Origin of the sequence: Paraeggerthella sp. LCP19S3_G8 (genome assembly GCF_052119225.1) — a bacterium.
In the GTDB taxonomy this organism is placed as follows: domain Bacteria; phylum Actinomycetota; class Coriobacteriia; order Coriobacteriales; family Eggerthellaceae; genus Paraeggerthella; species Paraeggerthella hominis.
Map to the genome: position 1 here is coordinate 40,927 of NZ_JBQKFQ010000001.1, position 13,942 is coordinate 54,868.

At 63.3% G+C, this 13,942-nt stretch carries 16 protein-coding genes; 12 read left to right on the top strand and 4 right to left on the bottom strand.

The features are described from left to right. Positions 1 to 89: 89 nt before the first annotated feature. Together ACTQZK_RS00190 and ACTQZK_RS00195 are read right to left on the bottom strand one after the other, a co-directional pair. Complete coding sequence (locus ACTQZK_RS00190) at positions 90 to 3,068, bottom strand: insulinase family protein (protein ID WP_225749362.1); 2,979 nt, start codon at positions 3,066 to 3,068, stop codon at positions 90 to 92. A 265-nt stretch (positions 3,069 to 3,333) separates the two neighbouring features. Beyond that, a complete protein-coding gene (locus ACTQZK_RS00195; protein ID WP_216529870.1) occupies positions 3,334 to 3,585 on the bottom strand; it encodes a hypothetical protein in 252 nt (83 codons plus the stop codon). Between ACTQZK_RS00195 and ACTQZK_RS00200 the strand changes: the two genes are divergently transcribed. The 9 genes from ACTQZK_RS00200 (at position 3,584) to ACTQZK_RS00240 (ending at position 11,131) form a co-directional block, all read left to right on the top strand. Next, positions 3,584 to 4,966, top strand: coding sequence for a TrpB-like pyridoxal phosphate-dependent enzyme (locus tag ACTQZK_RS00200; protein ID WP_428420502.1), 1,383 nt, complete (start codon positions 3,584 to 3,586; stop codon positions 4,964 to 4,966). The genes ACTQZK_RS00195 and ACTQZK_RS00200 overlap by 2 nt on opposite strands. 45 nt (positions 4,967 to 5,011) lie before the next feature. Next, positions 5,012 to 5,698: an ABC transporter ATP-binding protein gene (locus ACTQZK_RS00205; RefSeq protein ID WP_181792601.1), complete on the top strand. Its 687-nt coding sequence runs from the start codon at positions 5,012 to 5,014 to the stop codon at positions 5,696 to 5,698. Then, positions 5,695 to 6,498 carry an ABC transporter permease gene (locus ACTQZK_RS00210; RefSeq protein WP_428420505.1) on the top strand — a complete coding sequence of 268 codons (804 nt, stop codon included), beginning with the start codon at positions 5,695 to 5,697 and terminating at the stop codon, positions 6,496 to 6,498. Before ACTQZK_RS00205 ends, ACTQZK_RS00210 begins: the two co-directional genes overlap by 4 nt. A 26-nt stretch (positions 6,499 to 6,524) precedes the next feature. Further along, positions 6,525 to 6,890, top strand: a complete 366-nt coding sequence (locus ACTQZK_RS00215; protein ID WP_428420507.1) for an SURF2 Surfeit locus protein 2 — start codon at positions 6,525 to 6,527, stop codon at positions 6,888 to 6,890. Between the two features lie 34 nt (positions 6,891 to 6,924). Continuing rightward, positions 6,925 to 8,073, top strand: coding sequence for a histone-lysine N-methyltransferase (locus tag ACTQZK_RS00220; RefSeq protein ID WP_216529874.1), 1,149 nt, complete (start codon positions 6,925 to 6,927; stop codon positions 8,071 to 8,073). A gap of 138 nt (positions 8,074 to 8,211) precedes the next feature. Next, entirely contained in the window at positions 8,212 to 8,841 is a 630-nt protein-coding gene (locus ACTQZK_RS00225; RefSeq protein WP_428420509.1) for a DAK2 domain-containing protein, read from the top strand. 73 nt (positions 8,842 to 8,914) lie between these two features. Next, positions 8,915 to 9,913: a dihydroxyacetone kinase subunit DhaK gene (locus ACTQZK_RS00230; protein ID WP_114567446.1), complete on the top strand. Its 999-nt coding sequence runs from the start codon at positions 8,915 to 8,917 to the stop codon at positions 9,911 to 9,913. 8 nt (positions 9,914 to 9,921) lie between these two features. Continuing rightward, positions 9,922 to 10,773 (top strand): class II fructose-bisphosphate aldolase, encoded by an 852-nt coding sequence (locus ACTQZK_RS00235; RefSeq protein WP_428422289.1) that lies wholly within the window; start codon positions 9,922 to 9,924, stop codon positions 10,771 to 10,773. Positions 10,774 to 10,807: 34 nt separating this feature from the next. Next, positions 10,808 to 11,131 (top strand): VOC family protein, encoded by a 324-nt coding sequence (locus ACTQZK_RS00240; RefSeq protein WP_114567444.1) that lies wholly within the window; start codon positions 10,808 to 10,810, stop codon positions 11,129 to 11,131. A 91-nt stretch (positions 11,132 to 11,222) separates the two neighbouring features. Here the strand turns inward: ACTQZK_RS00240 and ACTQZK_RS00245 are convergent, their stop codons facing one another. After that, positions 11,223 to 11,636: a YbaN family protein gene (locus tag ACTQZK_RS00245; protein ID WP_216529877.1), complete on the bottom strand. Its 414-nt coding sequence runs from the start codon at positions 11,634 to 11,636 to the stop codon at positions 11,223 to 11,225. 432 nt (positions 11,637 to 12,068) lie between these two features. Between ACTQZK_RS00245 and infC the strand changes: the two genes are divergently transcribed. From infC to rplT, 3 genes are read left to right on the top strand one after another with little or no spacing between them, the layout of a single operon-like run. Further along, positions 12,069 to 12,659 (top strand): translation initiation factor IF-3, encoded by a 591-nt coding sequence (gene infC, locus ACTQZK_RS00250; protein ID WP_181792600.1) that lies wholly within the window; start codon positions 12,069 to 12,071, stop codon positions 12,657 to 12,659. Next, a complete protein-coding gene (gene rpmI, locus ACTQZK_RS00255; RefSeq protein ID WP_114567441.1) occupies positions 12,652 to 12,849 on the top strand; it encodes a 50S ribosomal protein L35 in 198 nt (65 codons plus the stop codon). The genes infC and rpmI overlap by 8 nt, the downstream gene beginning before the upstream one ends. Before the next feature lie 23 nt (positions 12,850 to 12,872). Then, positions 12,873 to 13,226 (top strand): 50S ribosomal protein L20, encoded by a 354-nt coding sequence (gene rplT, locus ACTQZK_RS00260; RefSeq protein ID WP_114567440.1) that lies wholly within the window; start codon positions 12,873 to 12,875, stop codon positions 13,224 to 13,226. A 268-nt stretch (positions 13,227 to 13,494) separates the two neighbouring features. Here the strand turns inward: rplT and ACTQZK_RS00265 are convergent, their stop codons facing one another. Beyond that, positions 13,495 to 13,845 carry a NifB/NifX family molybdenum-iron cluster-binding protein gene (locus ACTQZK_RS00265; RefSeq protein WP_114567439.1) on the bottom strand — a complete coding sequence of 117 codons (351 nt, stop codon included), beginning with the start codon at positions 13,843 to 13,845 and terminating at the stop codon, positions 13,495 to 13,497. Positions 13,846 to 13,942: the final 97 nt, after the last annotated feature.

Sequence of the window (13,942 nt, forward strand, 5' to 3'; positions counted from 1 at the left end):
GCGGCGGGAATGTCATCGAAAAGCGAATACGCCCCCGCTTGCCGATGCAGGCGGGGGCGTGCGAAGCGGTTGGATCTGAGGGGTTTGCGCTATTCGTTCAGCAGGTCGATTACCTGAAATCCCGCAGAGGATCCTTCCAGAAGGTCTTTATTGCCGAAGGCGCAGAAAGCTCCGGCTTCGGCAGCGTGGGCCACGGTCCCAGCCAGCTCGCGCACGGCGCGCGCATCGGACGAGATCATCTGATCGCGCGTTTCGCGACGGGTTTGCGGCGTTCTGCTGGCAATCCAGTCGCCGTCTTGACGGCGCACGAGCTGACGCGTTTTGAGCGGCGTGTCGAACCCGGCCACCGTGCTCACCACGTAGCCCTCCATTTCGTCGTCGGTCGGCTCGAACGCGGCCAGCCATGCGGAGGCTCCTGCGAAGCGCTCGAGCGTTTCGTCGAGGTGCGGGTCGCGATAGGAGTAGAACCGCAGGTTTCCGGTGCGCGCCGCCTGAAAGCCCGCGCCGTACGCACCGCCCTTGACGCGCACCTCGTTCCACAGGTAGTCGAACGAAAGCGCTTTCGCAGCTACCTGCCAGGCTCCCGTGTAGCTTGCGCCGAACGAGCGTCGATCGAATCCGAGCGCTGCATAGCACACGTCGGTGGGCACGATGAACGCCTCGTTGCGCACGACGGGATCGGGAACCTGCAGCCGTTCGTCCTGCGCGCCCCCCACGCGCCCGAGCGCGGCGCCGCAATCCCAGAAGCGGCGGTAGTCGTCTTCGTCTCCCGTGAAGCTGACCAAGCATCCGTCGTCGACGAACAGGCGTGCCGCAAGATCGCCCAAGCGCTGCGAAAGGTCGTGCGCGCGCTCGTCGTAGGAGGCCAGCAGGTCTTTCAAGAAACGGTAGAACTCCACGCCGCCAAGCTGCTCGCGCACGACGCCGGCGGGCAGGTAGTACGATGCCAGCCGAGCCATGGCGCTGGCGTGGCCTGCGGAGGCGAAGCCCTGCTCCATGGCGATGCGGCGCTGCTGCAGCACGTCTTTGATCTTGCCCGTGTCGGAGAAGTCGGTCGTCAGCAGGATTTCGCGCGGAAGGGCAGCCAGGTGCTCCACGTTCTCGGACAGCGAGCTTGCGCTTACCACGAACATCGGGCGGATTGCGCGCGGGTCGTGCTCGTCCTCGTAGATTTCCGAGAAGAAGGACAGGTTGCCCAGCTTGCCGTTCGTGAGCGTGTCCAGCTGCGATGCGGTGCGGGTTGCCGTGTCCAGCTTTCCCAGCACCATGCTCAGGACGGTCACGTAGGGAAGGTCCTCGAAGCGCACGCCCTTGAGGTCGAAGTAGCGGTAGGCGTAGGCGATGCCGTGCGCGGCGGCGCGGTGGCGAAGGCACGGGACGGGCGCGCCTTCCTCCAGGCCGTAGGCCGGCTCGTCTGGCGCGGCCCCGATGTCGGACACGGACAAGCGCGGCAAGGTGGCCAGCGCCTCCGGGGAGTCGGGCTCTTCCTGCAGGCGGCGAAGCTCCGCTTCCTCATCGGCTACGCGGGCGAAGTCCTCGGGCTCCATGCGCGCGGCGACGTTTGCCAGGCGCTCGGCCTCGCAGGCGTCCTCGTCCTCGTCGACGGGCACGATCTCCACTTCGGCTCGGTGGTTGTTGGCCAGGAACACGTCGCGGATGAGCTGCTCGAAATAGCCTTCGTTCAGGGCGGTCCGCAAAAACGCGAAATCGTCCTCGTATCGCAGGTACGACGTTGCCAGCTCGTCGTCGTAGAGCCAGCCGGCCAGCGCGGCCATGGACAGCGCCACGCCGTCGGCCATGCCGAAGTCGCGCTCGCGCATGACGAATTCGGCGCGCGAGAGCGAGGCTTCCACCAGGTTTCGATCCAAGCCCCCGTCAGCCAGCGACTGCAACGCGCCTTCCGCAACGGCCCTGAAGCGCGCGGGGGCGTCGTCCGCCAGCCCCTTGAGCTGGATCACGGCGAAGGGCTGCAGCAGCGAATCGGCGAAGAACGCCTGCACGTCGTCGGCCAGGCCCGCGTCGAGCAGCGCGCGCTTCAGCGGGGCTTCGTTGCTGCCGGCGATGGCGTCGATGAGGATGTCCACGGCCACCATGCGCGTGCGGTCCCTGACGTTGCCGATCACGTATCCAAGTCCCATGCATGCGTTTTCGGGCGCGGTCGCCATCGTGCGGCGTATGCCGAGCGCTTCCACGGGCGCCTGTTCGCGCAGTTCGTGCGGTTCGAGCGGCGCATCGCCGGCCGAAAGGCGCGCCTCGTCGCGGGCGGCTTCCTCGTCGGCGACGGGGGAGAGATAGCGCTCGTCCAAAAACGCCAGCATGGCCTCGAGGTCGAGGTTGCCGTACAACGTGAGGTAGCTGTTGCTCAGACGGTAGTGGCGGGCATGCTCGTCGAGGAACTGCTCGTAAGTCAGGTCGGGAATGGCGCGCGGCGTGCCGCCCGACTCGAAGCGATAGGCCGTGTCGGGGAAGAGCGCCGCTTGCAGCTCGTCGTAAAGCACCGAGTTCGGATCGGACAGCGCGCCTTTCATCTCGTTGTACACCACGCCGTTGAGCGCAAGCTCGGGCGCGCCGTCGACGGGGTCGGTCGCTTCGCCGTTTCGATCCGCGCCGCCGGCAAGCTCGTAGTGCCAGCCCTCCTGTTCGAAGATGGCGCGCTTGCGGTAGATCATCGGATGCAGCACCGCGTCCAAGTACACGTCGGCCAGGTTCAGAAGATCCTGGTCGTTCGTGCTGGCTACGGGGTACAGGGTCTTGTCGGGGAAGGTCATGGCGTTCAGGAACGTCTGCATGCTGCTTTTCAGCAGGTTGACGAACGGCTCCTTCACGGGGAATTTCTCGGATCCGCACAGCACCGAGTGCTCCAGAATGTGGAACACGCCCGTGTCGTCGGCGGGCGGGGTCTTGAACGCGATGGAGAACGACTTGTTGGCGTCCTCGTTTTTCAGGTACAGCAGCTTCGCGCCGCTCTTTTCATGCACGAGCGTGTAGGCGTCGCCGTCTAGTTCCGGCAGCGGTTCGCACGTGCGCACGGTGAAGCCGTGCAGCTTCTGGTCTTTGGCAAGGTCCATGGCTCGTTTCCGCCTTTCGTTGAAGGTTTCCTCCCATTGTCGCACAACGCTTCGCGCGCGTTCGGCTTGCGCGGCGCGTTCACCGCTTTCGCAAATTGTCGTGCCCGCCGCCGTCCGAGCGGCCCCCCTGCGCTGCCCGACGAGCCGTCCGCTGCTCCTTTCGCCGTGCGCGCCGCGCGTTTCGCCTTGCTGCGCCAGCCGGCGATTGCCCCCTTCACAAACCGCGCCGGGAGGGTTAGACTTGCCGCGTACCCGGAACGTCCTATCACGAAAGGCGTCTTTTGACCACGACCGCTTGCAACGCGCTTCTTGCCACCGTCGCTTCTGCGACGGCGTTCGCTTGCGCATGGTGGTGGAACGGAAGAAATCGATCCCGGGTCTCATAGGCTTCTGTTCTCGCATACCAGTCATCAGAAGAGCCCTCGGAGATCCGGGGGCTCTTTTTTGCGCGTCCAGCAAGCATCAGTTTTCCCTGCAGCGTTTGAGCAGGAACCCATTCCAGGAAAGGAACCAGCATGACCGAGCAAGCCCCTTACCGCCTGTACCTGCGCGAAGACCAGATCCCGACCCAATGGTACAACCTGCGGGCCGACATGCCGGAAAAGCCCGAGCCTTTGCGCCTGCCCGACGGTCGCGTGGCCGAAGCCGCCGACCTGGCGCCCGTGTTCTGCGACGAGCTGGTGCGCCAAGAGCTTGACGACGCCACGCCTTGCTTCGACATTCCCGATCCCGTTCGGGAGATGTACCGCATCTACCGGCCTTCGCCGCTGTGCCGCGCCTACAACCTGGAGCGCGCGTTGGGCACGCCCGCGAAGATCTACTACAAGTTCGAGGGCAACAACACGTCGGGCTCGCACAAGCTGAACTCCGCCATCGCGCAGGCGTACTACGCGAAGGCTCAGGACCTCGACGGGATCACCACCGAAACGGGCGCGGGGCAGTGGGGCACGGCGCTTGCGGAGGCCTCGGCGCATTTCGGCCTGAACCTCGACGTGTTCATGGTGAAGTGCTCCTACGAGCAGAAGCCGTTTCGCCGCAACATCATGGAGACGTTCGGCGCGAACGTGACGCCCTCTCCTTCCGACACCACCGAAATCGGCCGCAGGATGCTCTCCGAGCGCCCTGATTCGTCCGGCTCGCTGGGCACCGCCATTTCCGAGGCGGTGGAGCGCGCGCTCAACATTCCGCAGAACAAGGGCCGCTACACTTTGGGAAGCGTGCTCAACCAGGTTGCGCTGCACCAATCCGTCATCGGGCTGGAAAGCTACGCTGCGCTTCAAGAGCTGGGGGAGTACCCGGACGTGGTTGTCGGCTGCGCGGGCGGCGGGTCGAACCTGGCCGGGTTGATCGCGCCGTTCATGCGCGACAAGCTGCGCGGAAGCAGGCCCGATACGCGTTTCGTGGCCGTAGAGCCTGCAAGCTGCCCCAGCTTGACGCGCGGGCGCTTCGCCTACGACTTCGCCGACACGGGCCGCACCTGCCCGATGGCGAAGATGTACACGCTGGGAAACGGATTCCTCCCCAGCCCCGACCACGCCGGCGGGCTGCGCTATCACGGCATGAGCCCCATCGTGTCGAAGCTCAAGCACGACGGCTTTTTGGACGCGGTCGCCGTGAAGCAGACCGACGTGTTCGCCGCTGCCGTGGAGTTCGCGCGGCTTGAGACCATCCTGCCCGCGCCCGAGAGCGCGCACGCCATCTACCAGGCCATGGAGGAAGCGAAGGCGTGCAGGGAGGCGAACGAGGAGAAGACCATCCTGTTCTGTTTAACCGGAACCGGCTACTTCGATATGAAGGCGTACGACGCTTACAACAAGGGCGTGCTGGGCGATTACGAGCCCACCGACGAGGAGCTGGCCATCGGCTTCGCCAGCATACCGCGCATCGAGGGGCTGTAGCGCGCGCCGTGGCGCTGGCGGCCGCTCGATGGTACCATGGTCGGCATGACTCTTTTTCATGCCGACCATATCTCGGTCTCCCATGTTCGCGACGGGCGGGCCGTGCCGCTGTTCCACGATGCGTGCTTGCGCTTGGAAGGCGGGCTCATCTACGACTTGACGGGCGCTTCCGGGTCGGGCAAGTCCACGCTTTTGCGCGCGTGCGCGCTCATGATCGCCCGAGACGCTGGCAGCCTGTACTTGCAGGGGCGGTCTTCGGACGGGTTCGGGCCGCAGGAATGGCGGCGGCAGGTGTGCCTCGTGCCGCAGCAACCCGCTCTTGTTGCGGGGACGGTGCGGGACAATCTCGTGCTGCCGTGGTGCCTCAAGGTGAACGCCGCGTCCCAGCCTCCGAGCGACGGCGAGCTTGCTCGCTTGCTGTGCCTTGCCGGCCTTGAAGAGGTGGAGCTTTCGCGGGACGCGTCGCGCCTGTCGGGCGGGCAGCAGGCGCGCGTGGCCTTGCTGCGCTCGTTCGCCACGAAGCCGAAGGTCTTTCTGCTCGACGAGGTGGACGCGGCGCTCGATTCCGCTTCCTCGCAGGCGATCAGTCGTTTGACAAGGGATTACGTCGGCTCCGATGCAACGTGCTTGCGCATTCGGCATCGGTCGGCCGACGGGTACGCTGCGGGAACCTATACGCTCGAGGACGGCGCGCTGTCCTACGTTGCGGCGGGAAGCGGGGGTCGTTCGTGAGCGGCGTGGTGGATATCGGGTGCGTGGAGCTGTTCGCCGCGAGCGCGCTCATGCTGGTGGCGGGATTGGTGTCGTGGAAGCTCGAGCTGGGGCAGACGCGGCGCATCGCCGTTTCCGCCGCGCGCATGTTCGCGCAGCTTCTGGCGGCGGGATTCGTGCTCATGTACCTGTTCGAGCATCAGACCTGGTGGCTCGTCCTCTTGGCGCTGGCCGTGATGGTGGCGGCGGCCACGCAGATTGCAACCTCGCGCGTGAAAAGCTCGGTGCCGGGGCTTCGCGCGGCGGTGTTCGCGTCGCTGTTCTCGTCGTCGATCGCCGTGGGCTTCGTGGTGGTGGAAGGGGTCATGCACGCCGATCCTTGGTACAACGCGCGGCAGCTCATTCCCATTGCGGGCATGATCATCGGAAACGCGATGTCGGCCATCGCGGTTGCCATCGACCGGCTGTTCGCGGACATGGATTCGCGTTCCAGCGAGATGTTCGCGCTCGTGGCGCTTGGCGCTACGCCGAAAGAAGCGGCGTTCCCGTCGATCAAGGCCGCTATCGGCGCGGGCATGACGCCGGTGCTGGCCACCATGTCGGCCGCCGGGATCGTTGCCATCCCCGGCATGATGTCCGGCCAGCTTTTGGCGGGAGCCGATCCTCTGGCGGCGGCGAAATACCAGATCGTGGTCATGCTCATGCTGTCGGCGGCCAATACGGTGGCCATCGTTTCGGCCTGCTTTCTCACGTATCGCAAGCGTTTCGCGCCCGATGGATATTATTTGGACAAGGGAATACGTCCCGATAATCCTCTATAATCTTGCTGACGTGAAAGGACGGCTCCGTGGCTTCTGGCGATACCAAATTCTCCCATATCACCGTTAACGCTGACGACGATGACGATTTCGTGATCCAGGCGGGCCTTCGCCCGTCCGCGCCTGCCCCCGAGCCCGTCCAAACGGACGGCGCGGTGCCGTCCGAGCCCTCTTTCGACGCGCCTTCTTCGACCGAGGACGAGCGGGAGGCGTCGGCGGCCGACGACGCGAGGCCTTCGAGCGCAGGCTCGAAGAGTTCGAAGAAGGGCTACCGCGAGACGACCGCGGAAGACCTTGAGGTCGAACCGATGTCCGCGATGCAGAAGATCATCATCGCGGTGGCGCTTCTGGCCATCGTCGGCTTCATTGCGTACTATGTACTCTTTATGCGCTAGCGAATGCGCCTGCGCCCAGTAGGAAGGTGCTTCGATGCCCAAACACGCTGCAAACGAACCCAACGGCACTTCGAGCCACAAAGACGATTTCGCCTCCGATGAGCGGATCGGCCTGACCGAGGCGTTCTCCCCGGTGAGCGCGGCGGTCGATCCTACAGAGGACCGCTCTGACGAAGAGGGGCGAATCGGCCTGACCGAGGCGTTCGCTCCCGTGGCTGACGGCGCCCACGCAGGCGGCTTCAGCTACCGCGGGGACAACGCCGACGAATACCCCGACGCCTTCGAGAGCCTTGAGCCCGTGGAGGCGCCTCCCTTGCTGTTCGGGGACGATCCCGTTGCGGTCCAGCCCGAACCGGCCAAGGGCAAGCACGGCAAGAAGGAGAAGCCCTTCGTTCCGCCCCATCAGCGCAAGTCCCGTCGCATGCGCAAGATTCTCATCGCCATTGTCATCCTGCTGATCCTGCTCATGGGCGCGCTGTGCTTTTTCGTGTGGCAGTGGTTCGAGGAGAGCAGGCTGGTGGCCGCTCAGCAGGCTCAAGAGCAGCAAAGCGCCCAGGAAGTCGGCGCTATGCAGCAAAGCCAGAGCGAAACCAAGGACGCCAGCACCACCGTGGCGAAGAAGACGCAGGTCCCCTCGCTCACGTCGCTGCTTGGCATGACGAAGGACGAGGCCGTGACGGCGCTCAAGCGCGGCGCGACCGAAACCAGCTCCAAGGAGGTCAACGAGGAGGGCAACCCCGTCAAGACCAACGTAACGGTGGCGCTTACCGACGAGCCTGCCGATACGCGTTCGGGCACGCCTACGGTGTACCTGGGCCTGAACGAAGAGGGCAAGGTCATTCAAGCCGGCTACTCGGCGGCCACCGCATCGCTTGGCTACGGCTCGCTGAGCTTCGTCGATGCTGTGAAAAACGAGCACATTGTAGAGAAAACGCTGCAGGAGGCCGGCGTGAGCGTGCCGGAGGGTTCCGTGGAGCTGCCGTCCGACAAGTCGACGTACTCCGAGTACGCCAGCGACGGCACGACGCTCGTGAAGGAAACGTGCTCCTTCTCGGGCACCGTGGAGTTCGGCGGCGCGCCCCATCAGTGGTCGAGCGTTCTTCTGTACAACTACTCGACGGCGAACACCTCGGGCAACTTGGCCGACACCATCCGCATCATCTACGTGTACGTCAACGCGTAAGAACTCGCCCTGCGACGACAGGGACGGACTCTGCGAAAACGCCGCCGCTTCGAGGCGGCGTTTTTCGTTCTCTCATTGATTTCGTCTACGCTTACCGTTAGAGTTAGGGCAATCGACTTTCATCGGGAAAGGGGTCCTATGATCGATCGCGACGCGTTTGGGCGCATGCTGGACGAAAGCGCCCGCTTGCTGCTGGAGAACGCCGAGGTGCTAAGCGACATCGATTCCAAATTCGGCGACGGGGATCACGGCATCACCATCACCAAGATAGCCAAGCTCGTCCAAGAGCAGGTTGCGGGGTGGGATCCCGACCAGTCGATCAAAGACTTCCTCGATGATCTGGGCATGGCCGCCATGGCGGTGCGCGGGGGATCGGCCGGCCCGCTTTACGGCACGATGATCGGCGGCTTGGGCGTCGATCTTGCCGACGACGAGAGCGCTATCGATGCGGATGCGGCGCGCCGGATGTTCGCCGGCTGCTTGGCCGAGATGCAGGATATCACGAATGCCCAGGTGGGGGACAAGACCATGATGGACGCGCTCATTCCTGCGGTCGAGGCGGCGCAGACGTGCGCTTCGGACGATCCGGCTGCGGTGTTCGCTGCGGCGGCCGAGGCGGCCGAGGCCGGCGCAAAGGCGAGCGAGGGCTTCGCTTCCAAATTCGGTCGCGCGCGCAGTTACGGTGATCAGACTATCGGCACGCCCGACGCGGGCGCCGTCTCAACTTCGTTGTTCTTGCGCGGTCTCGCCGGGGGCGCGTCGCACTGATTCAGGAATCGGGCCTGCTGCCGAGCGCAGCGGGCCTTTCTTTTCCATCGTCCATCTTGCAAGGAGGAGCACTATGAGCATGAAGAAGTTCATCAACGACCCCGAGGATCTTACCGCGGAACTGCTCGAAGGCTTGGCCTTGGCCAATTCCGACATCCTCGAACTGGGCGAGGATAACATGGTGATCAACAAGAAGCTGGCCGAAGCCGACCGCGTGACCATCGTCACGCAGGGCGGAAGCGGACACGAGCCGGCTATCGAGGGCTTCGTGGGCGAGGGCATGGTCGACATCGACGTGGTGGGCGACATCTTCGCTGCGCCCGGCCCGCAGGCGTGCGTCGACGCCATCAAGCTGGCCGACAAGGGTAAGGGCGTGCTCTACATCGTGCTCAACCATGCGGGCGACATGCTGACGGGCAACATGACCATGAAGCAGTGCAAGAAGCAGGGCTTGAACGTGGTGAAGGTGGTCACGCAGGAGGACATCGCCAACGCCCCGCGCGAAAACGGCGACGATCGCCGCGGCCTGGTGGGATGCATCCCCACGTACAAGATCGCAGGAGCAGCAGCCGCCGAGGGCATGAGCTTGGAAGAGGTGGCCGCCGTCGCGCAGCGCTTCGCCGACAACATGGCCACGCTGGCGGTGGCCGTGCGCGGTGCCACCCATCCTCAGACGGGAACGCTGCTTGCCGAGCTCGAGGACGACGAGATGGAAATCGGCATGGGTCAGCACGGCGAGGAAGGCGGCGGCCGTCAGCCGATGAAGTCCGCCGACGAAACCGCGGCCATCATGGTGAACGCGCTGGTAAACGACATCGGCATCAAGCCGGGCGAGCGCGTCATGCTGATCATCAACGGCTCGGGCGCTACGACGCTCATGGAGCAGCTTATCGTGTACCGCGCCGCGGTCAAGGAGCTGGCGAAGCAGGATATCGAGGTGGTCGCGAACTTCGTCGGCGAGATGCTGACCGTTCAGGAGCAGGCCGGCTTCCAGATGTTCATGGCCCGCATGGACGACGAGCTGCTGCGTCTATGGAACGCCCCCTGCAACACGCCGTACCTCAAGAAGTAGGGGCCGGTATGCTCACTTCCATGAGTGCCGTCCTTGATTGGGCGGAGGAGCGCGGTTGCGCGGCGGCGGCGTTCGACACGCCGAACCTCGAGCTTTTGCTGGCGGCCATCGCGGCTGCCGAGGCCCGCAACGAGCCGGTCATCATCCAGCACGCTCAACTGCACGAGCACGAGACGTCCATCGACGTGATCGGGCCCGTTATGGTTGCGCGCGCCAAGGCCGCGCGGGTGCCCGTGTGCGTCATGCTTGATCACGGCGAAGACCTCGACTATGTGAAACGTGCGCTCGATCTGGGATTTTCTGCCATCATGATCGATGGATCGCAGCTGCCGTACCAGGAAAACGTCGCGCTCACGCGGGCGGCGGTGGAACTGGCGCGCCGGTACGGGGCCGACGTAGAGGCCGAGATCGGGTTCACCACGGGGCACGAAGGGCTTGAAGACGCCGACGACGACCGCGAGAACGTGTACACCGATCCTGTGCAGGCCGCTCGCTTCGTGGCCGATACGGGCATCGATGCGCTGGCTGCCAGCGTAGGCACCGTGCACGGCTTCTATCAGGCTGATCCGCAGCTTGACCTCGATCGCATAGCCGAGCTCAAGCGCGTCTGCGGCGTCCCGCTCGTCATGCACGGCGGCAGCGGGCTTTCGCGCGAGGACACGCGCGCGGCCATTGCGGCCGGCATTCGCAAGATCAACTATTTCAGCTACATGAGCAATGCGGGCGTGCGTGCCGCGGAGGCGCTCATCGCCGAATCGCATCCCAAGTACTTCCATGCATTGGCCAATGCGGCAACGAAGGCCATGCAAGCCGATGCCGAGGCCGCCATGGACATGTTCTCCATGGCTCCGTCGGCCTGACGCTGCGAACGACCCGAGACGAGAGGAAACCAGGATGACTGCAACCTATATGCACATCGGCATTCCCATCACGGAGAAAAAGCCGAACATGACCTACAACGAGGACATGAAGTTCTGGGTGTCCAACGTGGACGATTACGACATGAAGATCGAGTACCTGAAGTTCGAGGAGGGCACGCCTTTCCCCGAAGAGCTGCACCGTCGCTGGCACGTTGCTTATGCTGTGGACGATCTGGACCGCTACGTCGAGCAGGCCGATCGTGCTATCTGCGGGCCTATGGATGCGGGTCCGGGGGTTCGCCTTGCGTTTGTCGAGATGGACGGCGCCGTCATCGAGCTGTACGAAGACAAGAACTAGCGTCGAGCCCGGTCCTCGCAGCAGTGAAGACCGGGCTTTTCTTTTTTTGGAGAGGGGCGCGAAAAGGAGCGCGCTGCCCGAGCGCGGTTCGCTATTCGGCTTCTTCGGCCTGACGGACGGTTTGCACGCTTTCCAGCGATATGGTGGGAATGCGCACGAACATGAGGTAGACCAGAAATGCCGCCACGCACCCCAGGATGCCCCAGACGAGGGGCTTTTGAACCAGAAGCGCGCTCGCACCCATAACGACGAACGATACCGTGAGGATGCGGACCTTGGTTGCGGCCGGTATGCCGCCGGCTTCCTTGAACGCCGCAACATAGGATTTGTAGACCCTCGTCGAAACGATCCACGCATGGCAGCGCGGAGAAGACTTGGCGAACAGGAACGTGGCCAGCAGAAGCAGGGGCGTGGTGGGAAGCACGGGGATGAACACGCCGACGCAACCCAGGATGCAGGCGATCCAGGCTCCGGCGAGCATGAGGATTCGGGTCAAGCGGCTCATGGGTTCCTTCCGTCGAACGATGTGCTCGCCAAAGGGCGGGAGGCTTATTCGATGCCGCGAGTATAGCAAACATGACGTGCGTCGCATACGGGGTTTTACCCCAGGGGTCCATAACCTCTATGAATCTCCTGGTGTTTTTCGGGCGCTTCTTTTATTCTGTCGGTCGGCCAGGATCTGGGAAATGCGTCGTCCCGAACGAAGAAGGGGAGACGCAAAAAAAGTTGCAAGTCGCATATTGTATTTGGCTTGCGCTGTGCTATTATATACAGGCTGTTTACACAAGCGAGGGGAAACCCTCCACCTGTTTCGGCGCTTCGGCAGCTGACGGGTCGCTCGAATATTCGGCTTCACAGCCTGATCGAAAAGCGAAACCCGCAAGCTCTCGGAGCTGCGGGTTTTTTATTGACGCGCGAAAGCGCGCTAGAAAGGGAGGTGAGCGCGATAGCTGCTCAGGAGCCTCGGCTCAACGAACAAATCAACGTGCGCGAGTGCCGGTTGATCGGGTTCGACGGGACGCAGATGGGTATTTACGTCACATCTGAGGCCCAGCGAATCGCCGATAACGAGGGCCTTGACTTGGTCGAGATCGCCCCGAACGCCGACCCGCCCGTGTGCCGCATCATGGATTACGGCAAGTTCAAGTACGACCAGGCCATCAAGGCGAAGCAGGCTCGCAAGAACCAGAGCAAGATCGAGACCAAGGAAATGAAGTTCCGCCCGAAGATCGACGTGGGCGACTACACCACGAAGAAGAAGCACGTTCTGCGCTTCCTCGACGGCGGCAACAAGGTCAAGATCACCATCATGTTCCGCGGCCGCGAAATGGCGCACCCGGAGCAGGGCCTCACCATCCTGGAGCGGCTGGCCGACGATCTGAAGGACGTAGCGGTCATCGAGACCCAGCCTAAGATGGAAGGCCGCAACATGCACATGCTCATCGCCCCGTTGCCTGCAGCGACGTTGGCGAAGAAAAAGAAAGAGAACGAGAAGAAAGAAGAAGGGAAGGACGAAGGCAATGCCTAAGATGAAGACCCATCGCGGCACCGCGAAGCGTTTCCGCGTTACCGGCTCCGGCAAGATCATGCGCTCCAAGGCTTTCAAGAGCCACATCATGACGAAGAAGAGCCAGAAGCGTAAGCGTAATTTCCGTCATGAGACCGAAGTGGCCAAGGCCGATAACAAGGTTATCGCGCGTAATCTCGGCCTTCGCTAGTCTAAAAGGAGCAGTGATACAACATGCCTCGTGTTAAGCGCGCAGTCAGCGCCCACAAGAAGCGTCGTACCGTCCTTAATCGTGCCAAGGGCTATTACGGTGCAAAGTCCCGTTCTTATCGTGCCGCGAAGGAGCAGGTGCAGCATTCGCTGCAGTACATGTACCGCGACCGTCGCAACAAGAAGCGCGAGATCCGTCGTCTGTGGATCACCCGCATCAATGCGGCCGCTCGCCTGAACGGCCTGAGCTACTCGGTGCTGATGAACGGCCTCAAGAAGGCTGGCGTGCAGCTGGACCGCAAGGTGCTTTCCGATATGGCCATCAACGATCCCGAGGCGTTTGCCGCCGTGGTCGAGGTTGCCAAGAAGGCCCTGTAGCTTTTAGTTGCGCCGACCTACCGGTCGGCGAAACGGCTTAATGCTGAGAAGCCCCCGATCGCTCGGGGGCTTCTTGTGTTCTAGCGTCGCAACCGATGAGGTGCGCTTGCGCCCTGCACGAACGAAAGGCCCCGGAGCGGGGCCTTTCGTTCGTTTCGAGGATAAAGGGAAACCGTGCGGGTCTTTCCGTTCCCGTGTCGAACAGCATGCCTGAGACGGGGTGCGAAGCTGCAACGGGGCCGACCCTTGCGGTCGCCTTGCGCGCGGTTTACGCCTCTACGACGTCAAGTTCCTCTTCATCGCTTTCGTCCGAGCCGATCAAGGTGCGCGCCAGGTAGACTTCGGCCGCATGGCGCGCGGTACCGCCCCTGTTGGGCACCACTTCGATGTCGACGGCGCGCAGCGCTTCCGCGGCTTCGCGCTCGATCGTTCCGGTTATGAGCACCCGGACGTCAAGCTCGTGCAGAAGGGAGGCAAGACGGTTCGGGGGAAAGAGTGGGTTCGGCATGTTCTGACATTCAACGATGACGCCGCGCTCGATTCTGTAGCAGGTGAAGCTGGCACACTTCCCGAACACGGGAGATACCTTCAGACCTTCGCTAGCCACGGCTATGCGCATCTCGTTCCTTTCTTCGATTCGTTGCGCCTACGATACCGTTATTCGCGCAAGCCAAGTTCGCTCTTTCGCCCAACGGGGATAAATAGTAAGCTGAACG

What these genes read in the sequence shown, in the direction of transcription:
- ACTQZK_RS00245 (WP_216529877.1), bottom strand. Translation starts at nt 11,636, where the DNA reads ATGAGCCGCTTGACCCGAATCCTCATGCTCGCCGGAGCCTGGATCGCC.
- ACTQZK_RS00235 (WP_428422289.1), top strand. Translation starts at nt 9,922, where the DNA reads ATGCTCACTTCCATGAGTGCCGTCCTTGATTGGGCGGAGGAGCGCGGT.
- ACTQZK_RS00205 (WP_181792601.1), top strand. Translation starts at nt 5,012, where the DNA reads ATGACTCTTTTTCATGCCGACCATATCTCGGTCTCCCATGTTCGCGAC.
- ACTQZK_RS00225 (WP_428420509.1), top strand. Translation starts at nt 8,212, where the DNA reads ATGATCGATCGCGACGCGTTTGGGCGCATGCTGGACGAAAGCGCCCGC.
- ACTQZK_RS00190 (WP_225749362.1), bottom strand. Translation starts at nt 3,068, where the DNA reads ATGGACCTTGCCAAAGACCAGAAGCTGCACGGCTTCACCGTGCGCACG.
- ACTQZK_RS00200 (WP_428420502.1), top strand. Translation starts at nt 3,584, where the DNA reads ATGACCGAGCAAGCCCCTTACCGCCTGTACCTGCGCGAAGACCAGATC.
- ACTQZK_RS00220 (WP_216529874.1), top strand. Translation starts at nt 6,925, where the DNA reads ATGCCCAAACACGCTGCAAACGAACCCAACGGCACTTCGAGCCACAAA.
- ACTQZK_RS00195 (WP_216529870.1), bottom strand. Translation starts at nt 3,585, where the DNA reads ATGCTGGTTCCTTTCCTGGAATGGGTTCCTGCTCAAACGCTGCAGGGA.
- rplT (WP_114567440.1), top strand. Translation starts at nt 12,873, where the DNA reads ATGCCTCGTGTTAAGCGCGCAGTCAGCGCCCACAAGAAGCGTCGTACC.
- ACTQZK_RS00240 (WP_114567444.1), top strand. Translation starts at nt 10,808, where the DNA reads ATGACTGCAACCTATATGCACATCGGCATTCCCATCACGGAGAAAAAG.
- rpmI (WP_114567441.1), top strand. Translation starts at nt 12,652, where the DNA reads ATGCCTAAGATGAAGACCCATCGCGGCACCGCGAAGCGTTTCCGCGTT.
- ACTQZK_RS00265 (WP_114567439.1), bottom strand. Translation starts at nt 13,845, where the DNA reads ATGCGCATAGCCGTGGCTAGCGAAGGTCTGAAGGTATCTCCCGTGTTC.
- ACTQZK_RS00230 (WP_114567446.1), top strand. Translation starts at nt 8,915, where the DNA reads ATGAGCATGAAGAAGTTCATCAACGACCCCGAGGATCTTACCGCGGAA.